This is a genomic window from Alcaligenes sp. RM2 (assembly GCF_052931795.1).
In genome coordinates this window covers 628,644-652,914 of record NZ_JBRFIO010000002.1, presented here as the reverse complement: position 1 = coordinate 652,914, position 24,271 = coordinate 628,644, and the positions used below count along the sequence as shown (strand labels likewise).

General features: G+C 56.4%; 19 protein-coding genes and 1 tRNA gene. 5 read left to right on the top strand and 15 right to left on the bottom strand.

Annotation, left to right across the window (positions count from 1 at the left end; all coding sequences use genetic code 11):
• Positions 1-27 precede the first annotated feature (27 nt).
• The 9 genes from glnQ to mnmC all read right to left on the bottom strand — a co-directional run bounded on the left by glnQ (position 28) and on the right by mnmC (position 9,947).
• Positions 28-756, bottom strand: coding sequence for a glutamine ABC transporter ATP-binding protein GlnQ (gene glnQ, locus ACU6HM_RS09785; protein WP_009454997.1), 729 nt, complete (start codon positions 754-756; stop codon positions 28-30).
• Positions 753-1,532, bottom strand: coding sequence for an ABC transporter permease subunit (locus ACU6HM_RS09780; RefSeq protein WP_022983464.1), 780 nt, complete (start codon positions 1,530-1,532; stop codon positions 753-755). The genes glnQ and ACU6HM_RS09780 overlap by 4 nt, the downstream gene beginning before the upstream one ends.
• A gap of 173 nt (positions 1,533-1,705) precedes the next feature.
• Positions 1,706-2,437, bottom strand: a complete 732-nt coding sequence (glnH, locus tag ACU6HM_RS09775) for a glutamine ABC transporter substrate-binding protein GlnH (protein WP_373568170.1) — start codon at positions 2,435-2,437, stop codon at positions 1,706-1,708.
• 228 nt (positions 2,438-2,665) lie between these two features.
• Entirely contained in the window at positions 2,666-3,457 is a 792-nt protein-coding gene (locus ACU6HM_RS09770) for a MetQ/NlpA family ABC transporter substrate-binding protein (protein ID WP_009455007.1), read from the bottom strand.
• Positions 3,458-3,507: 50 nt separating this feature from the next.
• Positions 3,508-4,167: a methionine ABC transporter permease gene (locus ACU6HM_RS09765; protein ID WP_022983463.1), complete on the bottom strand. Its 660-nt coding sequence runs from the start codon at positions 4,165-4,167 to the stop codon at positions 3,508-3,510.
• Positions 4,164-5,174 (bottom strand): methionine ABC transporter ATP-binding protein, encoded by a 1,011-nt coding sequence (locus tag ACU6HM_RS09760; protein ID WP_446763724.1) that lies wholly within the window; start codon positions 5,172-5,174, stop codon positions 4,164-4,166. The genes ACU6HM_RS09765 and ACU6HM_RS09760 overlap by 4 nt, the downstream gene beginning before the upstream one ends.
• 246 nt (positions 5,175-5,420) lie before the next feature.
• Positions 5,421-5,496 (bottom strand) — tRNA-Lys (locus ACU6HM_RS09755).
• Positions 5,497-5,761: 265 nt separating this feature from the next.
• Entirely contained in the window at positions 5,762-7,930 is a 2,169-nt protein-coding gene (locus ACU6HM_RS09750) for a glycoside hydrolase family 31 protein (protein ID WP_446763723.1), read from the bottom strand.
• 151 nt (positions 7,931-8,081) lie between these two features.
• On the bottom strand, positions 8,082-9,947 hold the full coding sequence (mnmC, locus tag ACU6HM_RS09745; RefSeq protein WP_022983461.1) for an FAD-dependent 5-carboxymethylaminomethyl-2-thiouridine(34) oxidoreductase MnmC: 1,866 nt from the start codon (positions 9,945-9,947) through the stop codon (positions 8,082-8,084).
• Between the two features lie 132 nt (positions 9,948-10,079).
• Between mnmC and ACU6HM_RS09740 the strand changes: the two genes are divergently transcribed.
• Entirely contained in the window at positions 10,080-10,943 is an 864-nt protein-coding gene (locus ACU6HM_RS09740; RefSeq protein ID WP_009455018.1) for an inositol monophosphatase family protein, read from the top strand.
• A 147-nt stretch (positions 10,944-11,090) separates the two neighbouring features.
• Here the strand turns inward: ACU6HM_RS09740 and ACU6HM_RS09735 are convergent, their stop codons facing one another.
• Positions 11,091-12,788, bottom strand: coding sequence for an AMP-binding protein (locus tag ACU6HM_RS09735; protein ID WP_415708993.1), 1,698 nt, complete (start codon positions 12,786-12,788; stop codon positions 11,091-11,093).
• An 80-nt stretch (positions 12,789-12,868) separates the two neighbouring features.
• Between ACU6HM_RS09735 and ACU6HM_RS09730 the strand changes: the two genes are divergently transcribed.
• The 3 genes from ACU6HM_RS09730 (at position 12,869) to mgtE (ending at position 16,101) form a co-directional block, all read left to right on the top strand.
• On the top strand, positions 12,869-14,068 hold the full coding sequence (locus tag ACU6HM_RS09730; protein WP_446763722.1) for a M20 aminoacylase family protein: 1,200 nt from the start codon (positions 12,869-12,871) through the stop codon (positions 14,066-14,068).
• Positions 14,069-14,253: 185 nt separating this feature from the next.
• Positions 14,254-14,598, top strand: coding sequence for an acyl-CoA thioesterase (locus ACU6HM_RS09725; protein WP_003803527.1), 345 nt, complete (start codon positions 14,254-14,256; stop codon positions 14,596-14,598).
• A 21-nt stretch (positions 14,599-14,619) separates the two neighbouring features.
• A complete protein-coding gene (gene mgtE, locus ACU6HM_RS09720; protein WP_009455029.1) occupies positions 14,620-16,101 on the top strand; it encodes a magnesium transporter in 1,482 nt (493 codons plus the stop codon).
• Positions 16,102-16,383: 282 nt separating this feature from the next.
• On the opposite strand, the gene ACU6HM_RS09715 is transcribed toward mgtE, so the two are convergent.
• The 3 genes from ACU6HM_RS09715 to ACU6HM_RS09705 form a co-directional block, all read right to left on the bottom strand.
• Positions 16,384-17,277, bottom strand: coding sequence for a DUF1932 domain-containing protein (locus ACU6HM_RS09715; protein ID WP_022983459.1), 894 nt, complete (start codon positions 17,275-17,277; stop codon positions 16,384-16,386).
• Positions 17,278-17,489: 212 nt separating this feature from the next.
• Positions 17,490-20,216 (bottom strand): preprotein translocase subunit SecA, encoded by a 2,727-nt coding sequence (gene secA, locus ACU6HM_RS09710; RefSeq protein WP_009455031.1) that lies wholly within the window; start codon positions 20,214-20,216, stop codon positions 17,490-17,492.
• A gap of 119 nt (positions 20,217-20,335) precedes the next feature.
• The gene (locus ACU6HM_RS09705) at positions 20,336-21,268 is read right to left on the bottom strand and encodes a M23 family metallopeptidase (protein ID WP_009455033.1); all 933 of its coding nucleotides are present in this window, start codon (positions 21,266-21,268) and stop codon (positions 20,336-20,338) included.
• Between the two features lie 18 nt (positions 21,269-21,286).
• Here ACU6HM_RS09705 and ACU6HM_RS09700 point away from each other — a divergent pair, with 18 nt between their 5' ends.
• On the top strand, positions 21,287-21,769 hold the full coding sequence (locus tag ACU6HM_RS09700) for a DciA family protein (protein ID WP_115634326.1): 483 nt from the start codon (positions 21,287-21,289) through the stop codon (positions 21,767-21,769).
• A 33-nt stretch (positions 21,770-21,802) separates the two neighbouring features.
• Here the strand turns inward: ACU6HM_RS09700 and lpxC are convergent, their stop codons facing one another.
• Positions 21,803-22,726 (bottom strand): UDP-3-O-acyl-N-acetylglucosamine deacetylase, encoded by a 924-nt coding sequence (gene lpxC, locus ACU6HM_RS09695; protein ID WP_022983456.1) that lies wholly within the window; start codon positions 22,724-22,726, stop codon positions 21,803-21,805.
• A gap of 210 nt (positions 22,727-22,936) precedes the next feature.
• Positions 22,937-24,103, bottom strand: a complete 1,167-nt coding sequence (gene ftsZ / locus ACU6HM_RS09690; RefSeq protein WP_022983455.1) for a cell division protein FtsZ — start codon at positions 24,101-24,103, stop codon at positions 22,937-22,939.
• Positions 24,104-24,271: the final 168 nt, after the last annotated feature.

Here is a 24,271-nt window from a genome sequence, read left to right as displayed (position 1 = left end):
TTTATAGCCGACGATCCAGCCAGACTCTTAAGCCACGTGCTGCAAAAAGTCTTTCAAACGTTGGCTAGGTGGATTGCTCAGCAACTCCGCAGGTGGACCATCGTGCGCCACCCTGCCCTGATCAATAAAGATCAGACGGCTACCCACACGACGCGCAAAATCCATCTCGTGTGTCACCACCACCATGGTCATGCCCTCTTCCGCCAGCAACTGCATGACCTTGAGCACTTCCTGACGCAGTTCCGGGTCCAGTGCGGAGGTAGGCTCATCAAACAGCATCAGCTTGGGTTTGATCGCCAGGGCACGAGCAATGGCGACCCGCTGCTGCTGGCCACCGGACAGCTCGTTAGGATAATGATTCATACGCTCGGCCAGGCCGACCTTGGCCAGCAACTCCGTCGCTTCCTCGCGTGCCTGAGAGCGGCTGGTTCCACGCGTATGGATGGGCCCGAACATGACGTTTTCCAACGCGCTCATCTGCGGAAACAGATTGAACTGCTGGAACACCATCCCTGCTTCCCGGCGCAAGTCGCGCACCTGAGCGGGCGTGCCATTGACGCTCAAACCATTGACCACGATATCGCCAGCCTGAATGTCTTCCAGCTTGTTGATGCAGCGCAGGAAGGTGGATTTCCCCGATCCGGACGGGCCAACCACCACAACCACTTCGCCTTTATCAATATTCAGACTGATATCGTCGAGCACGATATTGTCGCCAAAGCGCTTGGTTACCTTCTTGAACTCGACAATACTCATACAATCCTCATGCGATGTTCAATAAACTTCAGAGTCAGGGCAATCAGGCTGGTCAGGATCAGGTAGATCACCGCCACCGCTCCCCAAATCTCCACCGAACGGAAGTTGTTCGCAATAATTTCCTGGCCCTGACGAGTCAGCTCAGCAACCCCAATCACAATAAATAGCGAAGAATCCTTCAAGCTGATGATGCACTGGTTACCCATGGCGGGAATCATGCGGCGAAACGCCACCGGTCCAATAATGTGGCGCAAGATCTTGTGAAATGGCAGGCCCATGGCCTCTCCGGCCTCTTTCAGGCCCTTGGGCACAGATTGCAAGGCACCACGCACAATCTCGGAAATATAGGCCCCGGAGTTGATCATCAAGGTAAAGATCGCCGCGGTCAGCCCGTCAATTCGGATACTGGCCAGCATGGGCAGTGCGAAGTAGATGAACATCACCTGCACCACGATAGGCGTGCCGCGTATGAACAGCACGTAAAGCTGGCACAGGAAAGAGAGCACATACAACAGATAGCGTCTGAAAAAGCCCAATAGCGACAGAGCGATCAGCGCCTGTATGGAGCTCCAGATCCAGGCTGGCACAAAGCTCAGCCAATTGCTCATCAGCCAGGACAGGCCCTTGAGCGCAAAGCCCAGTGCAAACACGCCCAACACGAACAAGGCGGCTCGGCGCCAGGTGACCGGTACCCGAATATAGGTGGTAATCACCCCGGTCAGAAAACCCAATATAGCGCCACCCACCAACCCCAAAAGGGTAATGAGCAGCGTCATTTTTGTACCTTCCAGCAGGCTGGGTAAAGCCCCCCAGATAGCGTCCCATTCAAAAGTCACAGTGCTACCTTTGTCTTTGAATAAACGCCCACAACAGAGCGTCAAAAAATAAAAGCGGTGATCCCGTTACGACACGCGATCACCGCTTGGCATGCGCTTGGCTTTACGCCTGTTTATTCAGGCTGTTTACCAAACCATTTCTGGTAGATTTTGTCGTAGGTGCCATCAGCACGAATATCTTTCAAAGCCTGGTTCACGACCGGAACCAGTTCGCTGTCCTTGGGAAAGGCAATACCGTAGAAGTCACCACTTTTCACGGCACCAGTGACCTTCACACGATCTTTGCCGCCAGTCTGGGCGTAGTACTGCACGTTAGGCGTATCGTGCACCACCGCGTCCACACGGCCAGTTGCCAGCTCCAGGAAGGCATTGTCGATATTGGGGAACAGCTTGAGCTTGGCAGTAGGAACCGAGCGCTGCATGAAGTCCACCGTGGCGGTGCCGATCTTCACCGCCACAGTCTTGCCTTCCAGATCGGAGGCAGTCTTGATGGCCGAGTTATCGGTGTTGACCAGAATGGCCAGACCGCTTTCGTAGTAAGGATCGGAGAAATCGATCACTTGCTTGCGGTCATCACGAATGGTGATCCCGGCCAGCGCAGCATCCAGATTGCGAGTTTGCAGGCCCGGAATAATGCCGTTGAAGTCCATGGGCTGGAAGCGGTAATTCAGATTGGCCTTCTTGGCGACCGCATCCCACAGGTCGATGTCAAAACCGGTGTATTTACCGTTTTGCTTGAACTCAAAAGGCACAAACGCCGTATCGGTTGCGACCACCAGCTCTTTGCCTTGTTGTGCCAGAGCCTGCCCAGCGGGCAAAGCCAAAGCCAAGGCCAAACCGGCCATCAGGGTTTTCATTTTCTTATTGAACATCCGTTACTCCTCTGTAGGGACTGACCAAAAACCAGCCAGTTCGATGTTTTACCCAAGTCAGCGCAGGCTCATGACCTGCCCCAGCGTTGATCTATCCTACCCGAAGCAGCACAACTGTTTGTATTTAATAGTTTTAAAAAAAGAAAAACCTCGGGAAATCCCGAGGTTTTTTCATACAGCGAGTCGTATCAACACTCAAATTCAGAACGCAGGAACAATAGAACCTTTGTACTTGTCAGCGATGAATTTCTTCACGTCTTCGCTATGCAGAGCCTGGATCAGCTTGGCCACGCGTGGGTCATCCTTGGACTTGGCAGCTACAGCGATCAAGTTGGCGTAAGGGGAGTCTGCACCTTCGATAGCCAAAGCATCCTTGGTGGGGTTCAGACCGGCTTCCAGCGCGTAGTTGGTGTTGATCAGGGCGATATCCACATCAGCCAGAACGCGAGGCAAGGTAGCGGCTTCCAGCTCCTTGAACTTCAGCTTCTTGGGGTTCTGGTCCACATCACGCGAGGTTGCCAGAATGTTGGAGGGATCTTTCAGAGTCAGAACACCGGCTTTTTGCAGCAGCAGCAAGGCACGGGCACCGTTGGAAGGATCGTTAGGGATCGCCACCAGCGCGCCTTCTTTCAGCTCATCCAGGCTCTTGATCTTGGTGGAGTAAGCACCGAAGGGCTCAACGTGAACCACAGCCACCGACACCAGATCGGTTTTGTGTTCTTTGTTGAACGTATCCAGGTAAGGTTTGTGCTGGAAGAAGTTGGCATCGATATGGCCGTCAGCCACTTGCTGGTTGGGCTGCACATAATCGGTGAACACCTTGATATCCAGGTTCACACCTTCCTTGGCCAAAGCAGGCTTCACAAACTCCAGCAGCTCGGCATGCGGCACGGGGGTAGCAGCAACCGACAGGGTCTCGGCAGCTTGGGCCACACTGGCCAGCAGAGCCGACACGGACAAGGCCAGAACGGGAACAAATTTCTTCAAAGACATGAGCGACTCCAGTTTCAGAAAGGCAAGACTATGACGATAGCTGCCAGGACTTATTTTCGGCTCAAGCGAGCCACCATGGCGTCTCCAAACACCTGCAGGAGTTGCACCAGCACCACCAGGATAGTCACGGTCACCACCATGACATCCGTTTGATATCGTTGATAACCAAAGCGCAAGGCCAGGTCACCCAGGCCACCGCCGCCGATCACACCGGACATGGCCGAATACCCCACCAGGGCAATGGCGGTCACAATCAGGGCCGCCACTATGCCAGTCGTCGCCTCAGGCAGCAAAGCCAGCAAGACGGTCTGACGGGAGTTCGCTCCCATGGCACGGCAGGCCTCATTCACACCGGGGTCCAGTTCACGCAGGACGTTTTCCACCAAACGGGCAAAAAACGGCGCGGCGCTCAGGACCAAGGGTGGAATAGCGCCCTGCACGCCCAACGACGTACCGGCCAGAATGCGCGTCAAAGGAATAATGACGATCAGGAGAATCAGGAACGGCACGGACCGCAAGATATTCACGATCAGGGACAAGCTCTGGTAGATCCAGGCATTGTCCAGCATCTGCTTGCGGCTGGTCAGAAACAGCAGCACGCCTAATGGCAAACCAATAATTGCGGTAAAGCCCAGCGAAATACCCGTCATCAACAAGGTATCAATCGTGGCTTCACCAATCAGCGCCCAATCCAGGTTGCTAAAGTTCATGGTCGCAATACCTCAAATTGGACATTCAATTCAGTCAGCAAGGCATCCAGCCCTGCTTTAGCCTGCACATCGCCTTCCACGGCCACGACCAGTTGTCCGTAAGGCTCGGTCTTGATGCGGCCAATGGCCCCCTGCAAGATGCTGACATTCAGCCCCAGCTGGCTGGTAATGCGGCTGATCAAAGGCTCCGTTGTCGCCACACCGCGCACGCTCAAGCGCATGACACTACCGGGCACACCTTCTGCCAAGGCATGCCAGTCGTCAGCGTTCACGCCGCTTTCACTGAGCAAGGACTGCGTAGTGGGATGATGCGGGTGCAGGAACACATCCAGCACTTCACCACACTCCACGATCTTGCCGGCATCAATCACGGCAACCCGATCACAGACAGAGCGAATCACGTCCATGCCGTGCGTAATCAGGACAATCGTCAGCCCCAATTCCTGATTGATCTCACGCAGCAAACGCAAGATCGACTGGGTGGTTTCTGGATCCAGTGCCGAGGTCGCTTCGTCGCACAGCAAAAGCTGCGGCCGATTAGCCAGGGCACGGGCAATACCGACGCGCTGCTGTTGTCCGCCCGACAACTGACGGGGATACTTATTGGCATGGTCCTTCAAGCCCACCAGCTCCAGCACTTCCAGAGCGCGAGCGTGACGTTGGGCGCGATCCACCCCTGCCAGGCGCAGAGGAAAACAGACATTATCCAGAACCGTGCGGGAATGGAGCAGATTGAAATGCTGGAACACCATACCCACGCCCTGTCGGAACGCGCGCAACTGCGCACCCGAAAAGCGTGTGATGTCCTGATCCTGTACCCAGACCTGACCTGAACTGGGTTGCTCAAGCAGATTGAGCATGCGGATCAGCGTACTTTTCCCAGCACCCGAGCGACCAATAATACCGAAGACCTCTCCTTGGTGAATCTGCAAGGAAACGTCGTTCAAAGCATGAACGGTCTTGCCTGCCAGGGAATAGGTTTTTGAGATGTGTTCAAGACGAATCAAGATGAACTCAGCCTAGTTAGTCAGTCGAGTTATAAAAGCCTGAGCTGTAAGCGAAATTTACCATAAAGCAAATTTGACTATGACCAGATAGATATAACCCAAGGAAATATTGAAACCATACTGAGGGCTGCACTGTATAGCAAGATTTCCGACCGGCCAATGCGCGGATGTGACCTTGGCTGTGCAAGGCAAGCGCCCAAAGAAAAAGGCCGCTAAGAGCGGCCTTGTTTCTACGTTTCAGTTTAGTGGTGGGTCGTGCGCGACTCGAACGCGCGACCAACGGATTAAAAGTCCGCTGCTCTACCGACTGAGCTAACGACCCCCGACTGAAAGATGAAATTATGGCCTGATTCGAAGGAACCGTCAAGCACTAAATGCAAAATAATTGGGAAAAAGGCGTTTTTCTTTAAAAAAACTGAAAACAGCGTCTTGCCAAGGCCCCGCCCCTGCCCTTTTCCCTGTTTCAGAAACAAAATCGGAACATCTATCCAGGAGTATTTACTGCTGAAAATAGAAAATGCCTCCCGAGACTGAGGTCAGACCCCAATGCCGGGAGGCATTCAAAGACGATCAGGTTCGTCTAGCGCTTAACGGGCACGAGAAATACGGACCTCGGCACCACGGCGTTTGACCTCCAGCCCTTCGGACGGCAGGATCTTCAATCCTTCCAGACCCTTGATGTAGCTGGAACCCTGCATCTGCATGACGCGAATCTTGTTGCGCATCACAACCGGGCTGTGCTCGGGCATGCCAAACATCCAGACCTCATCCAGCAAACGAGCCGAGTTGAACTCGGATGTATGCTTGACCACCGGTCCCAGACACAGCATATGGCCTTCGCGTCCAAAGACCGGCAAGCGATCCAGACCCACAGTCATTTTCAGGATGGTGCCGCCTTCATAGCGCCAGCCTGTGCTCAGATCCCACCAGGCATCGCCCTCAGGCAGATAGACCTCAACATCCTGACCAGGCTGCAAGACAGGAGCCACCAGCAAGGCAGGACCCAACAAATACTGGGTATCCCACAAGCGAGCCTGGGCATCTGCCGGGAAGCTTTGAGCCATGGAGCGCTGTACCGGCAAGCCTGTACGCACGGCGTCTTCAATAATGCCCAATACATAAGGCACCAGACGGAAACGCCACTCCAGCCAATGAGCAACCTGAGCCTGGGTTTCTTCGTCAAACGCATCAGGACGCAAGGCAGGAATACCTTGCAGACTGAAGTTTGCCGAGAAAACCGACATGGCCAACCAACGCAGATACAGTTCTGGCGTCATTTCGCTAGTCGATGCTGATGCATTGCCCCAGCCATGAATCTGAATAGGCACGCCGCTATTACCCGTAGCCAGGGCCGACTTCAGGGATTGCGTCAGACCTGCCCAGGTGTTTTCCACCTGCGGGCCCAACTGCCAGGCAAAGCGCTGGGAAGATGGGCTCAAGTCACGGCTGGCAACCACGCCTTCTTGCGGTGTCTTGTGACCGGCAACAGCATCAAACAGGGCCTGACGTGCCAGCACAGGGTAAATCGCACGCAACAGGGCGCCCGACTCGCCACCACGGCTGGTGATGGCATCCGGAATATCAAAGCGGGCATTGCACAGCACGGCACCCAGACCATCGTCGACCATCTGACGCTGGCGCTCGGTCCACATGCGGAACACGTCTTTGTGGGTCAGGTCCAGCAAACCGTAGTCGCGTCCACCGCTTAGCTCATCGCCAGGGAAGACATAGGCGCAGCCGTCGTCATCATTGATAAGCAACCAACCGCGATCTTCCCACTCTTCGAACAAGCTGGTGCCCGCCAGTACGCAAGGACGAGTCCAGGCGGCCAGCTGCAACTGATCATTCTGCAAGGCAGAGAAAGCGTCGCGAGGGTCAGCCATGCGGGCGGCATCCCACTCCAGCGTAGGCTTGTCCTGCTGAAAATCGTAAGGCTCCGGTGGCGGCAAGACGGCCACATCCAGCGCAATACCCCGCTCGCGGCACTGATTGGCCAGCTCACGCAAGGACGTTACATCCTGCGCCTGAGCGCCATCCAGCCACAAGCCCATAGGCGTGACACCGGGCTGACCGGCACGACCCGTCAAGGCCGAGTACTGATTGATGATTTCGCTGGGATCACCCAGGAACAGGAAGAAATCCAGTTCGGCAGCGTGTACACGAGCGCGGTACGCATCCAGGTCTTGCTGACCCAGATCATGTTCAACCCGCTCGAAGGTATTGATGTATAAACCCCAGCCTTGGGTGCTCCAGAGCAAAGGCAGGCTGCGGTCGTCCGGACGATCGGTATCAACCGTTTCCTCGCGGCGGTCCAGTTCGCCCAGGGTTTCGCCCAAACCATACAGGGCGTCTTCCTCGGCCAGGGCCAGAACCAGCTGCCAGCAACTATTGGGCTCCTGCTCGAGCATCAATGGCTGATCGCCACTGCTCAAGAGCAGTTGCTCGCCACGCCGGACTTCAAAGCGCCACGGATTGGCCTGAATGTGCAGGGCAAGCTCGCCCTGCTCAATCCGCCAGCCCGAATCGGCTGCTTCCAGTTGAAATTCGCTGACCGCCTCATGGCGGGCCAGCAGCATATCGCCCAAAGCTTTGGCACGGGTACTGAGCTTTTCATTATCGAGCCGGGTAGCCGGCATACAGCGGAAACGAAAAACACCCGGCGCATGAGCTTCGATGCGCAGCGCAAAATCGGTTTCGACAAAAGCGAAATCGGCCTGGGCCGGTTTCGTCGTCAACAAACTCAGATGATTAAACAATTGTGTCACGTCGTCAGAGTGGAGCGAACGGCACGATGCTGATCGCAGGGTCACGCTCAAGATTACTTAACAAGGCCACTATTTTGACGTATTTGCGCTACAAAGGAAAATGTTGCTTCACATTTCGCCGAAATAATTCGAAAAAAGGGCCTTAGCGAGGTATTAAGGCTTGCTCCAAACGCCGCTCCAAAGGAATGGGTTCCTCCAGACAATAAGCGGCAAACAAACTGGCTGCCAGCAGGCTCCAACTCAAACCACGTGAGCCGTAAGCCGCAGCCATAAACAAACCGGGCAGGCCCGGCACAAAACCCATCACGGGCAAATGATCACTTAAAGCACAGCGCCAACCGGCCCATCCTTGTGCAGGTGTTGCCACCGTCACAGCGGGATTGGCCAGCATGACAGAAACTTTTTCTATATTTTGCTGATGGCCCTGGCGGCTGACCTGGGCAGATTCACCAAAACGTTCGTAGGTGCTGCCGATAACTTGCCCCTGCGGGTCTACAGGCAGGATATAGCCCTGACCACTTAAAGTCACTTCACCACGAGTCAAAGCCTGGTCGGCAGGCAAGTATGTCACCTGCCCGGCCAGACGTTGCATGGCCGCCAACCGTGGTAGAGGATGCTGGGCCAAGAACTCGTCGGGCAGCAAACTCAGGCTTTGGGCTGCCGCGGCTATCACTACACGATTGCTGCTTTCCAGGCGCTCCCCCTGCTGATTGCAGATATCCCACACCCCCGGCTCCTGGCCGGCTCGCAAGGACACCTGCTCTGGCAGACATTGAATCAAGGGGTGATCCAGCAGATGAGCCACCAGTGCACCGGGATTCACTACCATGCCTTGCGGAAAATACAGGCCACCGCCTTGCAGCGGCACCCCAGCCAAGGCCGAGCCCTGCTCACGATCCAGCCATTGCACCCAATCCTGGTCCAAGGCCAAACGCTCCAGCGCCTGCTGAATTTCGGCATCACTATTGCCCGCCTGCCCAAACACCAAGGTTCCGACTCGACGCGGGCGAGCCGCTTCCGGCAAGTCTTTCCAGCCCTGCCAGGCATGCAGAACAGCATTACGGCTCAAGCGGGCCAAGGGGGCATCATCCAGGGCGAACACGGGGGAGATAGCAGCCAGACGGTGACCTTGATGCGTCGCATCCAGGCCCTGGCTCAGTGCCGGATCACAAACCAGAACGGGCACACCTTTGCGGGCCAACTCCCAGGCACAGGTCGCCCCCGCCAAACCGGCACCAATCACTACCGCCCGCCCTTGCTGTGGTGGCAAATTGCTGCGTCGTCCCAGGTGGGGACGCAAGCGAGCGCGAATGGTGCACCACTTCCCCCCGGCACCGGGGACTTTTTCCACTTCAAAACCTACCGAGGCCAGATCACGTCGCACCTGCCCGGCACAGCACCAGGAAGCCGCTGTCGCCCCCGGCGCAGCCAGACGCACCAGTTGCCCCAGGACCGACCGCGACCACATGGAAGGATTGCCACGGGGCGCAAAGCCATCCAGGTAAAACGCGTCCGCATGGCAGTGCAACTCGCGCATCATGGTTTCGGCTTGCCCAAAGGCCAAGGTCAGTGTGACTTGTCCCCTATCCAGCTCCAGCCTGTGTATGCCCGGCACCAGTATGGGCCAGGCTGCCAGCAGTTCCTGGGCTTGGGTCTGCAACTCCTCGGGCAAGCGGGCGTACAGAATCGCCAAATCTGAATGGCGGAAAGGATGAGCCTCAACCGACACGAAATGCAGCCGCTGGCTGCGCTCCGGGTCCTGACGCCAGGCCTGCCAGGTAGCCAGAAAGCTGGCCCCCAGTCCAAAGCCGGTTTCACAAATCGTAAATTGGGATCGCCCCCGCCAACGCTCGGGCAGACCATTACCGTGCAGAAACACCCGTCGTGCCTGCCCCAAAGGGCCATCTGCCGGGTGATAGCTATCCTGATACACCGCGCTGACAGGCACGCCACGCTCATTGAATTCCAGAACAGCCGGGACCAGGGGCTCAAACGCAGAGGCAGCCATTAATTTTCTTGCCCATAACAACACTCACACACGCTCTAACCCCTTAAACTGGCCTTAATCAAACTGACACCAACAAACACGTACAATGAAAAGTCTCAGCTTCAGACTTTTCTTTTTTAAAACCGGATTGCCATGCCATTGTCACGTTTACCGCTCAGCGCCTGCCTGGACGCTGCTGTTACCGCAGCCCATGCCGCCGCCGCTATTTTACAAGCCTATGCGTCGGACCGTAGCTCTCTGGTGATCAGCAACAAAATGCACAACGATCTGGTGTCGCAAGCCGATCACGAAGCCGAGCAGGCCTGCATCAGTGTGCTGATGGAGCGCACCCCGGACATTGATATCGTGGCCGAGGAAAGCGGCGGCGTGAATACAGGCCGTCCCACCTGGTATATCGACCCGCTGGATGGCACGACCAACTTCCTGCACGGCATCCCCCACTATGCCGTCTCAGTAGCACTGATTGCTCCTGCCGGCACCCAAATGGATAACGGCGTACTGACCCAGGACACCCCGGTCATTGCCGTGGTCTACGACCCCAATCGCGAAGAGCTGTTTACCGCCATGTACGGTGTGGGCGCCTGGTTGAATGGCAGCCGTATTCAGACATCCTCATCGAAAAAACTGGCGGACTCGGTCCTGGCCACAGGCTTTCCTTTCCGCGACTTCTCTTTTTCCGACCAATACATGCCCAGCCTGAACGCCTCCATTACAGGCAGCCGTGGTGTGCGCCGCATGGGTGCCGCCGCACTGGACCTGGCCTGGGTGGCTTGTGGCCGTTACGACGGTTACTGGGAAATGGGTCTGGCCCCTTGGGACGTTGCCGCTGGCACCTTGCTGGTGCGTGAAGCCAAGGGTGTGTGTCAGGACCTGTATCAGGAAGAGCCCTGGCCCGTCAGCGGTCACGTCTACGCAGGCAATGCCCACATTGCCGATGAGTTGCTGGGCATGGTGCGTCCGTCGCTGACACAGCGTCCGACCAAACCCAAGCCTTAACGCCTTATTCGGGGCCAGTTGCCAAACCTCCTGCTCTGATCTTCATCGCCCGATAAAAAAGCGAGCCATTTAAAACGGCTCGCTTTTTTCATACAGATCAGGTTGCAGGCCAGGTTTAGCGATTTGCTGAGTAATCGTCCCGCCAAATCAAGCCTGCGCTTCAGGCTTGATTTGCTCATCCCGCAGGACGCGGCGCAAGATCTTGCCCACATTGCTCTTGGGCAGTTCATCACGGAACTCAATAATGCGGGGACGCTTGTACGCCGTCAGACGCTCTTTGCACCATTGCTTGATATCGGCTTCAGTCAAGGACGGATTACGTTTGACCACGAACAGCTTGATGCTTTCACCACTGTGCTCGCTGGGCACCCCCACCGCCGCCACTTCCAGCACATCAGGATGCGCCGCCACCACGTCTTCAATTTCATTCGGATAAACGTTGAAGCCCGACACCAGAATCATGTCTTTCTTGCGATCCACTAGACGAATACGTCCCTGCTGATCCATGACACCGATATCACCTGTCTTCAAGAAACCATTAGGCGTAAAGACATTGGCGGTTTCCTCCGGCTGGTTCCAGTAAGCCGACATAACCTGCGGCCCTTTGACGGCCAGCTCGCCTTGTTCGCCCATGGCAACCGGTTGCCCCTGTTCATCCAGCAAGAGCACATCGGTTGAAGGCAAGGGAAATCCAATCGTGCCACTGTAATCGCGTGAATCCGTCGAGTTCACCGCCACCACCGGGGAGGTTTCCGACAGACCATAGCCTTCAATCAAAGGGCAGCCCGTCACAGCCAGCCAACGCTCGGCCACGGCTTTTTGCAAGGCGGCACCACCGGCCAGACACAGTTTGAGCTGCGCAAACGGCAAGGTACGGAATTTTTCGTGATTCGCCAGCGCATTGAACAAGGTATTCACCGCTGGAACGACTTCAGGCGGATTGCGTTTCCAGGCCTTGTAAACCGAATTGAGATCGCGCGGATTCATCACCAGCACCATATGCATACCTGCATACATTGCAAACAGACCGCAAACCGTCAGCGCAAAGATGTGATACAGCGGCAAGGCCACCATCATGGTGTAAGCCGGACCTTTAAAGTCGCCCAAAGCGGGAAAGCCCACGGCCTCCACCTGCAAGACGTTTGCCATCAAATTGCGCTGGCTCAACATGGCGCCTTTAGGGCGGCCCGTTGTACCGCCCGTGTATTGCAACAGCGCCAAATCATCCGGTTTGGCGGGCTGACGGCTCAGGCTCAATTTGCTGCCCTGCTCCAGCACGGCCTTCAGACTGTGCGAACCCGGCAAAGAATAAGACGGCACCATGCGTTTCAAATAACGCACGGCGAAATTCACCACGCTGCCCTTGAGCCCCATCAGATCACCCACGGTACTCAACACCACGTGGGCAGGCTTCACATTGTCAGGAACTTGCTGCAGCACATGCGCAAAGGTTTCCAGAATCACAATGACCTGAGCCTGGCTATCGGCCAGTTGGAACTCCAGTTCGCGTTCGGTGTATTGCGGGTTGGTATTGACGCCCACCATGCCCGCCCGCATGGTGCCCAGCAAGCAAATCAGGAAGGGCAAACCATTGGGCAGCATCAACATCACACGGCTGCCACGCTCCAGACCCTGTGCCTGTAACCAGGCCGCGAAGGCATCCGCGCTGCGGTCCAGATGTTCATAGGAAATGTCATGCCCCATAAAGGTCAGCGCAGTCCTGTCCTTATGCTTTTTCATGGCGGCATCCAGACAATCGATCAAGGTCTGCTCGGCGCCTAACTGAATCTCATGGGGCACGGAGGCCGGATAATGCTCGAGCCAAGGTTTTTGCTGAGTATCCAAGGGCTTGTCACCTAATACGTGTTTATTTATGGTTAACTCTACTCTACTTTATTGTTCAAACCCAAGGACAAGCCCGCATCATGAAGCTGTTTGAACCCATTTCCGCCTGGTCGCATGAAATTGCGGCTATCCGGCGCGATCTCCACACCTACCCCGAACTGGCTTTCGAGGAAACCCGGACGGCCGATCAAGTCGCGTCCTGGCTGGAGAAATGGGATATTCCGGTACATCGTGGCCTGGGCGTGACAGGCGTTGTCGGTATCCTGAAGGGTACGGGCAGCGAAGGTCCATCCGTGGGGCTGCGCGCCGATATGGACGCCCTGCCCATGCAGGAGCTGAACGAGTTCGAACACAAAAGCCGTCACGACGGCAAGATGCATGCCTGTGGACACGATGGACATACCGCCATGCTGCTGGGTGCAGCGCGCTACCTGTCCGAGCACCGTGATTTTGCGGGCACCATCTATCTGATTTTTCAGCCTGCCGAAGAAGGTTTTGGCGGCGCACGCGAAATGATCAAGGATGGCTTGTTCACGCTGTTCCCCATGCAAGCTGTTTTTGGCCTGCATAACTGGCCCGGCATGCCTGCCGGCACCTTCGGGGTTTTGCCAGGCGGCATGATGGCCTCCAGCAATACCTTTGAAATTCGCATTGAAGGCAAAGGCGCCCATGGAGGCATGCCCCATCTGGGCGTGGACCCCATCATGGCGGCCGTGCAACTGGCGCAAAGTCTGCAAACCATTGTCAGCCGCAATGTGGACCCCCTCGAACCCGTGGTGCTGAGCATTACCCAGATTCATGCCGGCTCTGCCGATAACGTTATTCCCAACGAAGCCGTCATGCGCGGCACGGTACGCACCTTCTCCACCGAAGCCCTGGACCTGGTCGAGACCCGCATGCGCGAACTGTGCGAGCAAAGCTGTGCCGCCCAGGGTTGCAAGGCCGAGTTCGACTTTGACCGCCGCTACCCTCCCACCATCAATAATCCCGAGCAAGCGGCCTTTTGCGCACAAGTCATCAAGGAGCTGGTTGGCCCCGACAAGCTGCGTCAGGACATCCGCCCTTCAATGGGCGCCGAAGATTTCTCCTTCATGTTGCAAGAAGTCCCCGGCTGCTATGTCTGGCTAGGCAATGGCGATGGCGACCACCGCAGCCAGGGCCACGGCATGGGTCCGTGCATGCTGCACAACGGCAGCTACGACTTCAACGACGCCCTGATTCCTATTGGTGCCAGCTATTGGGCCAAATTGGCTCTGGACTGGCTGGCACAACACCGTTGATGCTTTAACAAATGTTTCATAGCGGGGCCAAAGCTTGCCGTTACAATGGCAGGTTCTATTGTTGACGGCGTGCGCTCCGCGCGACGGGCATCTGTCCCACCACCCTTTCTTCCAATACGGGAGTATTTGTGACTACTTCAAGCAACATCTCTTCGCTCCCGGACGGAGCCCCCACCCTGCGCGTCATGCCCATGCCCACAGACGCCAATATTCACGGTGACGTGTTTGGTGGCTGGATCATGTCCCAGGTGGACATTGCCGGAGCGATTCCTGCAACACGACGCGCCCAAGGCCGGGTTGCCACCATTTCCGTGAATGCCTTCACCTTCAAGCAGCCCGTGTTTGTGGGTGATTTGCTCAGTTTCTACACAGAAATCATCAAAACAGGCCGCACCTCCATTACGGTTTCGGTGGAAGTGTATGCAGAACGCAAACGCCTGCAACTTGAAACGGTCAAGGTAACGGAAGCCACGCTTACCTATGTGGCTACCGATGACGAGCGCCGCAGCCGCCCGCTGCCCCCTCTCTAAGTATTCGTGACAGGCAGGCCTATGCAGGAAAACCTGGTACCCCCTACTTCGCCCAGTGACACTCCCAAGCCACGCCGCCTGGAGCCCGAGGATGCGCAGCAGGCACTTTATCGCCTGAAAAACATCCTCAAGCGCCAGGAAGTGGTGGAATCGCTGGCCCAGCGCCAGTTCGAGGACGACGACCGCTCCAACCTGCTTGAGGGCTTGATCCATCGCCAGCATGAAAGCGAGATCAAGGCCATCCTGAACGATCTGCACCCGGCCGACATTGCCTTCATTCTGGAGTCCTTGCCCGAGCTGGAGCGCCAGGCCATCTGGCAATTGGTGGATGCCGAGCACGACGCCGACGTGCTGCTGGAAGTAGCCGACTGGGCACGTGAATCGCTGATTCGTTCCATGGACGCCGCGGACCTGATCGCGGCCGCCGGCAATATGGATGCCGACGAAATTGCCGATCTGGTCCCTGACCTGCCGCCCGATGTGGTGGCAGCCGTGCAGCGCGGCCTGACGGACGAGGAGCGTGCACAGTTGATCGAAGCCATGGGCTACCCCGAAGACACCGTGGGCGCCATCATGGACTTTGACATGGTGCGCGTGCGCGAGGATGTCACCCTGGAAGTGGTCCTGCGTTACCTGCGTCGTTTGCAGGAACTGCCAGACCACACTGACCAGATTTTCGTGGTGGACCGGGCCGATAAACTGCAAGGCACACTGTCCCTGACCCGCATGTTAGTCAGCGAGCCTGAAACCCTGGTGTCCTCTGTCATGTCAACCGATTATCTGACTCTGAATCCACTGGATTCGGACTCGGATGCGGCCGGGGCCTTTGAGCGTTATGACCTGGTGTCTGCTCCTGTGGTGGACGATATTGGCCGCCTGATTGGCCGAGTCACCATTGACGAAGTAGTGGACGTGCTGCAAGAGGACTCGGAAGAACAGGCCCTGTCTCGTGCCGGTCTGCAAGAGGACGATATTTTCTCGCCCATCCGTACGGCGATCCGCAACCGGGCTCCCTGGCTGCTGATCAACCTCTGTACAGCGGCAACGGCTTCCTTCATTGCCTCGCGCTTTGAGGATACCGTCAGCCACATCGTGATCCTGGCTTTCCTGATGTCGATTGTGGCCGGTATTGGTGGCAACTCCGGCAACCAGACCATGACCATGATCATTCGTGCCATTGCCACCGGCCGAGTCACAGGTTCCAACGTCCTGCCATTGATCAAGCGCGAACTGCTGGTGACCTTTCTGGTTGGTGTCTGTGGCAGCGCGGTAACGGCATTCTTTGCCTGGTTTATCTCCGACTCGATCGCCATTGCTGCCGTGATGATGGCCGCCATGATCGGCAATATGTTGATTGGCGCGGCGCTGGGCGTGATGATCCCGATTCTGCGTGATCGCTTTGGCAATGACCCTGCTGTGGGCTCCTCGGTATTGCTGACCTTTGCGACGGACTCACTGGGTTTCTTGCTGTTTCTGGGGCTGGCAACAGTTTTCTTGCTGTAAATCACCTGCAGGCATGATTAAAAAAAGCCGGCTTCTGGCCGGTTTTTTATTTCTGCATCAAAGGGAATCAATCGACTCTTTTAATCTTTTGGCCCCAGAGGGCCTGAAAATCCGGCCACTGGAACATCTAAATATCGGACTGCTGAACGTTGAATTTCAGTATGTGTGCTTCATCTTATTAAGCACAAGCTCTTTACCCTTTCCCGAAGGGAAAAACTTGATAGCCCCCCAAAAAAGTTACCTCAGACTCAAACGCGAGCAACAAACTGTCCTTCCGAACAACTAAGAGCGTGAGGACGACTGTCGGGCCTCTTCCAAGAACACCTCCAGACTTTCCTGTGTCCCCACGGCCTGAGCTCTTTGCAAAGACTCGGTCTGCGCCGTGTGCTCAAAAAAATCCAGTACGCCATTGGTCACTCGCGGCGCAATGCCTGCCAACTCCAGCTGACGACGCACTTGCAGAACCTCGTCACGGCGGCGCACGCCGTGCACCAGATGGCTGCGCAGGCAGGACTCCATGAAGTCCTGCAAGCCCCGCTGATTCAAATCCTCCAGGACTTCATACAGCTCGGCCCGCAAACCCATGCGCTCGGCCAGCATCAAATTTTCAATTCCCAAGGCCTCCAGCCCCTTGGTCATCAAACTGCGCAGCAGCTTCAAGCGCATTGCATCCCCCGCCTGTCCCGGCAAGATACGCACAGAAGCGCCCTGAGCCTGCCAAAACGCCGCAGCCCTGCCTGCCCCTTGCCCTGCCGCCAACAAAGCCGTCTGAGCGCCTGTAGAGGGCACAGAGCCCATAATCGCCAGGTCAGCCAGCTCGATTCCATGCTGTCGCGCCAAAGCGTCCATGCTCTCCATGTCCTGGGGCTCGGCCGTACACAAGTCCATGTACAGCGTTCCCACAGACAAATGCGGCATGACGGCCTTGGCCACTATGTCTGCCTGTGTTCCCGTCACTGCCGACAACACGCCGTCAAGACTCCGCCAATCCGTATCCGCCTGCAAACACAGTTTCGCTCCCAATTGCTGCGCCAGTTCGCCGGCTGCGGCACTTTCCCGGCGCACCAGGATAAACGGCACCTGCACACCAGCCGACTTCAAGGCAGCACCATAAAAATGCGCGACTTCGCCCGCCCCGATCAGGGCAACACGATGCAATAAGGGAGATGTTGTCATAGAAAAACACACAGAAGAAACGATCAGCTGCAGCCGGTAGCACCAAGCTGCGTCCTGTAGCTTACAGGGAAAAACGGCACTGCATGAGCGGGATATAACCATTCACAGATCAGTTCGCAGCAACAAAACTGGCATCCAAGAAAAAACCCCATGCGCCAGGGGCTCATGGGGTTTGATCTCGCAGCCTGCAGGCTGGGCAGCTTGAGTCAGAATCAGTTCAAGCGCCCATGGCACTGCTTGTATTTCTTGCCGCTGCCGCATGGGCAAGGATCGTTACGGCCTACGCGTGGCACTTCGCCCTTGGCCGCTTCGTCCAGACCGGGATCTTCACCGCTCAAGGCAGCATCGTAATCCGAATGATGGAAACGGACATTGGAATTGGCAGGAACCTCAACCGCGGCTTCCTCGACCTGCTCCGGAGTCTGAATACGCACGGTCATCAGCACTTTGACCACTTCATCACGCACACGGTCCAGCATGTCGGAGAACAGCTCGAAAGCTTCACGCTTGTATTCCTGTTTGGGGTCTTTCTGGGCATAACCGCGCAGATGAATCCCCTGACGCAGGTGATCCAGGGCCTGCAAATGGCCACGCCATTGCGTATCAATGGACTGCAAGAGCACGGAGCGCTCGAAGTTGCCCCAGTTAGGCTGCCCCACCAGATCAATCTTGGCTTGCAGCAGACGCTGGGATTCTTCGATAACGCGATCATGCAAGTCATCGTCGGTCAGATTGGATTCTTTCTCCAGCATTTCAGCCAAAGGCAGCTCAATCTGGAAGGTGCTTTGCAAAGCGGTGGTCAAGCCGGGAATATCCCATTGCTCTTCCATGGTGTCTTGCGGCACGTATTCACGGAACAGACGGCTGACGGCGGCTTCGCGCAGGCTGCTGATGGTGTCGGAAATATCAGCCGACTCCAGCACTTCATTACGCTGGGCGTAGATCACCTTGCGCTGATCGTTGGCCACGTCGTCATACTGCAGCAACTGTTTACGAATATCGAAGTTGCGGGCCTCGACCTTGCGCTGAGCGGATTCGATGGAACGAGTCACCATGCGGGCTTCGATAGGCTCGCCTTCCGGCAAACGCAGACGCTCCATGATAGCGCGCACACGATCACCGGCGAAGATGCGCATCAGCGAATCTTCCAGCGACAGGTAGAAACGCGAGGAACCTGGGTCACCCTGACGACCAGCACGACCACGCAGCTGGTTGTCGATACGGCGGGATTCGTGACGCTCGGTACCAATAATGCGCAAACCACCAGCCTGTTTGACCTGCTGGTTCAGCGGTTCCCAAGCAGCACGAATAGCCTGGATCTTGGCTTCTTTCTGCTCGGCACTCAGGGACTCGTCTTCACGCACCTGAGAAATTGCACGTTCGATGCTGCCACCCAAGACAATGTCCGTACCACGACCGGCCATATTGGTGGCGATGGTCACGTGACCGGGCATACCAGCTTCAGCCACGATGTCGGCTTCACGGGCGTGTTGCTTGGCGTTCAGCACCTCGTGCTTGACGCCAGCGGCATTCAAGCGTGTGGAAATCAGCTCGGAGTTTTCAATGCTGGTGGTACCTACCAGTACAGGCTGACCACGCTCGTGGCAGTCCTGAATGTCTTTCAGAATGGCATTGAACTTCTCGTCATCGGTTTTGAAGACCTGGTCGTTCTGATCCTTGCGGGCCAGCGGACGATTCGGTGGAATGATGACGGTTTCAAGACTATAGATTTCCTGGAACTCATAGGCTTCGGTATCGGCCGTACCCGTCATGCCCGACAGCTTGTCGTACATACGGAAGTAGTTCTGGAAAGTAATCGAAGCCAGCGTCTGGTTTTCGTTCTGGATGCGAACGCCTTCCTTGGCTTCCACAGCCTGGTGCAAGCCATCCGACCAGCGGCGACCAGCCATCAAACGGCCGGTAAATTCGTCCACAATCACCACTTCGCCGTCCTGGACCACGTATTGCTGGTCGCGGAAGAACAGGTTGTGGGCGCGCAGAGCGACCATCAGGTGGTGCATCAGGGAAATGTGGCGCGGTTCGTACAGCGACTCGCCTTCGGGAAGCAAACCGATTTCGGTCAGGATCTGCTCGGCACGTTCGTGACCGGCTTCGGAAATATGAACCTGCTGGCCCTTTTCATCGACCCAGAAGTCGCCTTCGGGCTCGGGCTCGTGTGGACGAGGCTCTTGCGTCATGCGGGTCAGCATGGGCGGAACCACGTTCATGCGCACGTACAGCTCGGTATTGTCTTCGGCCTGGCCGGAGATGATCAGCGGTGTACGGGCTTCGTCGATCAGGATGGAGTCAACTTCGTCGACAATCGCGTAGGACAAACCGCGCTGGCGGCGATCCTCGGCGCGGTATTCCATATTGTCGCGCAGGTAGTCAAAACCAAATTCGTTGTTGGTACCGTAGGTAATGTCAGCCTGGTAGGCAGCAATCTTCTCGGCATTGTCTTGCTGGGGAACTACGACGCCCACGCTCAGACCCAGGAAGTTGTACAGACGCCCCATCCAGTTCGCATCGCGTCGAGCCAGGTAATCATTGACGGTCACCACGTGCACGCCTTTGCCGGACAGTGCATTCAGGTACACGGCCAAAGTCGCGGTCAGGGTTTTACCCTCACCCGTACGCATTTCGGAAATCTTGCCGTTGTGCAAGGCAATGGCACCGAGCATCTGCACGTCAAAGTGGCGCATGCCAAATACACGGACACCCGCCTCGCGTACTACAGCAAAAGCCTCGGGCAGGAGCGAGTTAAGCGAGGCGCCATCCTGAACACGTTGGCGCAGCTCCTGCGTCTTGGCTGCCAAGGCCTCGTCGCTCAGGCCCTGAATAGTAGGCTCAAGAGCATTAATCTGGGCGACCTGCTTACGGTACTGTTTGAGCAGTCGGTCGTTACGACTGCCAATAAGCTTTTTCAGCAATGAAACCATTCTTGTGTCGTCAATGTAGGCGAGGCCGCAAGGGCTTGAATCTGTGCCTCGAGCCTATCTCTGGTTAAAAGGGATGCGCAAGCAAACAATCAGTTTAACGCACATGCTGCAAGACGGAACTACTTGTCCGAATCCAATTGCGCGATCTGCTGTTCTACATACTCACGCGCCGGCAGAAAAAGCTTGGGATCCAGAGCATGTCCGGCCATGCGCACTTCAAAGTGCAGGTGCGAACCTGTGGACTGCCCGGTAGATCCGACACGGGCGATCAACTGCCCTTTTTCTACTACGTCGCCTAATTTAACAACGATTGATGACGCATGGGCGTATCGCGTGCTCATGCCATTGCCATGATTGATTTCCACCAGCTTGCCGTAGCCGGTCATATAGCGGGCTTCCGATACCACCCCACCGGATGCGGCATAGATAGGCGTCCCCTTGGGTGCTGGAAAGTCCAGGCCTTCGTGCAAGGCATGACGGCCCGAAATCGGGTGACGACGCCAGCCAAAGGAAGAAGCTACCTCGTCATAATCCACCGGACGGTAATTGGGCAGACGGGCTTCGTTGCCGGTACGCTCGGTCAGCACGGAATCCAGCATCTGAAACCAGTCCTGTTGCTCGGACATCTGTTTGGCCAGATTATCCAGCTGCTCGCCCAGACGGTCGGCGTTCCAGACCAGATCGGCTCCATCCATGCTGTCCATGACGGCCAGATCCTGCACGGGCATGGCACCGGCCAGCTCCGGATCGGTGTACTCAATGCCGGCCGCCTTGGCCACGCGCTTGCTGACACCGTCCATCTCGATCAGTTTGGCCTGCAAACCGCCGACTTTTTCGGCCAGGCGGGTCACGTTGTCCTGCATGGCAGCGGCCTGGCTCTGGGCCATATCCGCGTCCAGCGACACGCCACCGCGTTCACCCCAGTGCGACTGCACCAGAGCTCCCGCCGCTGCGGAAACGCCCAGCGATACCAGAGCCACCAGGGCGATCACCGTACGGCGCACCCCTTTGGCTTTGGCATCTAAGGACGTATAGTCTTTATGTTGATCCACTATCGTATAACCTCGAACATGACCTGGAAGCCCCCTTTTTCCTCATCCGCGCCAAAACGCAGTAGCGGGCAAAGCCACGCTTTGGGTTGGCTGGCCAGCGACCAGCAAGGTTCCCAGGTACTGGAAATGGCCCGGCAGCTGATGGCGGCGCAGACCCATGTAAGCAAAGCCTTGCCACCTGCTTTGGGCAAGGCTTGTAAAGTAGCCCGTATAGACAGACAGCAATTGACGCTGGCAGTTCCCAGCGCCGCACATGCGGCCAAGCTGCGTCAGCTGTTGCCCACTGTCACACGGCAGATGAATGCCGCTGGCTGGAACATTAGCGAGGCGCTGGTGCACGTGCAAGCCCATTTGTTTGCAGCTGTGACAGAAAAGCCCGCGCGCCAGGTACAAGTCCTGGACGAACGGGCCTTGGAATCATTTGAAAAGCTGCATGACTCATTGCCGCAAGGTCCCTTGGCGCAAGCCATCGAACGCTTGTTGCGTCATCATCGCGGCTAAGCAAAGCACCAGGAGCGGGACCCTAAACAAATATCAAGCGAATTTCCACTCGCTGGAAAAAGCGTGGGGTGCACTGGCAGCCGACTCGAAAGTCACCAGTTCCCAGCTATCCTGGGCGGCCAGCAAGGCACGCGCCAGCTGGTTATTCAAACCATGGCCGGATTTGCACGCCACATAGCGTGCAATCAGGGGGTGGCCAATCAGGTACAAGTCACCAATAGCATCCAGAATCTTGTGCTTGACGAACTCGTCCTCGTAACGCAGACCGTCGCTGTTCAGGACACGGTACTCGTCCATGACGATGGCATTATCCAAACTGCCGCCACGGGCCAGACCGGCCGCACGCAAAGCTTCCACTTCGCTGGCGAACCCGAAGGTGCGCGCACGTGAAATAGTCTTCACGTACGAGTCATGCGCAAAATCCACCTCGGCAAAATTGGCCGTTGCATCAATGGCCGGGTGGTGAAAATCGATAGAAAACTGAAGGGCAAAGCCTTCGTAGGGCTCCAGACGGGCCCACTTGATGTCCTTCCCCTCGCCTTCAGAGACTTCGATGGGTTTGAGGACACGCAAAAACTTCTTGGCGGCTTCTTGCTCCTGCAAGCCCGCCGAACGCAACAAATACACAAATGTGCCGGCGCTGCCATCCATGATGGGCACTTCTTCAGCCGTCAGGTCCACGTGCAGATTATCAATGCCCAGGCCAGCGATGGCCGACATCAAATGCTCGACGGTTGAAACCCGAACATTATCCTTGATCAGCACCGAAGCCATACGCGTACCACCGACCTTGTCTGCCTGTGCGGGCAAATCCACGATTTCGGGCAGATCGATACGGTGAAACACAATACCCGTGTCAGGCGCAGCAGGGCGCAGTGTCAGTTCGACACGACGGCCAGAGTGCAAGCCGACTCCTTTGGTACTGATGACATTCTTGATGGTGCGCTGACGAAGCATGGCTGTTCTTGTATTTGTAAAGTGTTGTTCGCAAAGACTATTGTAACCGTAATACGGGTTATCCACTATACGCTTTCTAAAAACATAAGCAATTGTCAAGCGTCAAACACCCCGACACAACAAAGCACTTACGCCCCCTGAGCGCGAACGCCCAGGGGGAGTCGTGGGAGAAATCAAATTGGCGACTCGGGTAATCGCCGAACCTGATTTTTAATCAGCCTGCTTGCGCAAGAACGCCGGAATGTCGAAGTGATCCATGCCAGCAGTCTCCAGCGCACGCACCTGGGCCGAAGCCTGGCTGCGTGGATTGCGGATGACGGCAGGCACGTCGGCGTTGGCGTAATCCGCACCGATGACAGGCATGTTGTCCGTACCTGTACGTAACACTTCTTCGTTGTTTTGTACCAACTGTGGGCGCGCTTGCTTGCGACCCAGGCCAGTAGCAACAACAGTCACACGCAGGCTGTCGCCCATGGACTCATCGTAAGCCGTACCGAAGATAACGGTTGCATCTTCTGCTGCGTAGCCACGGATGGTGTCCATGATTTCGCGCGTTTCGCGCATCTTCAGGGACGACGAGGAGGTGATGTTCACCAGCATGCCGCGGGCACCGTGCAGGTCCACACCTTCCAGCAATGGGCAAGCGATGGCGCGCTCAGCCGCTTCACGAGCGCGGTTCGAGCCGGAAGCCACAGCGGTTCCCATCATGGCCTGGCCTTGCTCGCCCATGATGGTTTTCACGTCTTCGAAGTCGACGTTCACGTTACCTTCAACATTGATGATCTCGGCAATACCGGCGCAGGCATTGTGCAAGACATCGTCAGCTGCCTTGAAGCAATCGGACTGTGTTGCGTCCTCATCCATCAAGTCGTACAGGTTTTCATTCAATACAACGATCAGGGAGTGAACGTGCTTGCTCAGTTCCTCGATCCCTTCCTCGGCCATGCGCAGACGGCGATTGCCTTCAAAGGAGAAAGGTTTGGTGACGACACCCACGGTCAAAATGCCCAATTCCTTGGCCACTTCGGCCACAACGGGGCTGGCACCCGTACCGGTGCCACCGCCCATACCGGCTGTAATAAACACCATATGGGCGCCGTTCAATGCTGCGCGAATTTCTTCGCGAGCGGTTTCCGCTGCTGCACGACCTTGATCAGGCTTGGCACCGGCGCCCAAGCCGCTGCGGCCCAGACGAATCTGAATAGGTGCCTCGCTACTGGCCAGCGCCTGCGAGTCGGTATTGGCGCAAATGAAATCAACGCCCTGAACACCAGAGTTGATCATATGCGTCACAGCGTTACCGCCTGCGCCGCCCACGCCCACGACCTTGATGACCGTGCCGCTACCGCTGGTATCTAACATTTCAAAGTTCATCATGATTGACTCCCACTCAAACACTTAATTAGTCAAGTTTCTACGTACTTCCCCGATACAACTGAAATTTGGAATCAGCTCAAAACATCTGCCAACCAAAGGGTTCGCACCCGATTTGAACTGCCTCCTGGACAGCCCTTTCAGGCTGCCCGACCTGAGCGTCTTGCAACG

Bases quoted from the DNA above. Each gene is read 5' to 3' on its own strand.
- glnQ (WP_009454997.1), bottom strand. From the start codon at position 756: ATGAGTATTGTCGAGTTCAAGAAGGTAACCAAGCGCTTTGGCGACAAT.
- ACU6HM_RS09780 (WP_022983464.1), bottom strand. From the start codon at position 1,532: ATGACGCTGCTCATTACCCTTTTGGGGTTGGTGGGTGGCGCTATATTG.
- glnH (WP_373568170.1), bottom strand. From the start codon at position 2,437: ATGGCCGGTTTGGCCTTGGCTTTGGCTTTGCCCGCTGGGCAGGCTCTG.
- ACU6HM_RS09770 (WP_009455007.1), bottom strand. From the start codon at position 3,457: ATGTCTTTGAAGAAATTTGTTCCCGTTCTGGCCTTGTCCGTGTCGGCT.
- ACU6HM_RS09765 (WP_022983463.1), bottom strand. From the start codon at position 4,167: ATGAACTTTAGCAACCTGGATTGGGCGCTGATTGGTGAAGCCACGATT.
- mnmC (WP_022983461.1), bottom strand. From the start codon at position 9,947: ATGGCTGCCTCTGCGTTTGAGCCCCTGGTCCCGGCTGTTCTGGAATTC.
- ACU6HM_RS09740 (WP_009455018.1), top strand. From the start codon at position 10,080: ATGCCATTGTCACGTTTACCGCTCAGCGCCTGCCTGGACGCTGCTGTT.
- ACU6HM_RS09730 (WP_446763722.1), top strand. From the start codon at position 12,869: ATGAAGCTGTTTGAACCCATTTCCGCCTGGTCGCATGAAATTGCGGCT.
- ACU6HM_RS09725 (WP_003803527.1), top strand. From the start codon at position 14,254: ATGCCCATGCCCACAGACGCCAATATTCACGGTGACGTGTTTGGTGGC.
- mgtE (WP_009455029.1), top strand. From the start codon at position 14,620: ATGCAGGAAAACCTGGTACCCCCTACTTCGCCCAGTGACACTCCCAAG.
- ACU6HM_RS09715 (WP_022983459.1), bottom strand. From the start codon at position 17,277: ATGACAACATCTCCCTTATTGCATCGTGTTGCCCTGATCGGGGCGGGC.
- secA (WP_009455031.1), bottom strand. From the start codon at position 20,216: ATGGTTTCATTGCTGAAAAAGCTTATTGGCAGTCGTAACGACCGACTG.
- ACU6HM_RS09700 (WP_115634326.1), top strand. From the start codon at position 21,287: ATGACCTGGAAGCCCCCTTTTTCCTCATCCGCGCCAAAACGCAGTAGC.
- lpxC (WP_022983456.1), bottom strand. From the start codon at position 22,726: ATGCTTCGTCAGCGCACCATCAAGAATGTCATCAGTACCAAAGGAGTC.
- ftsZ (WP_022983455.1), bottom strand. From the start codon at position 24,103: ATGATGAACTTTGAAATGTTAGATACCAGCGGTAGCGGCACGGTCATC.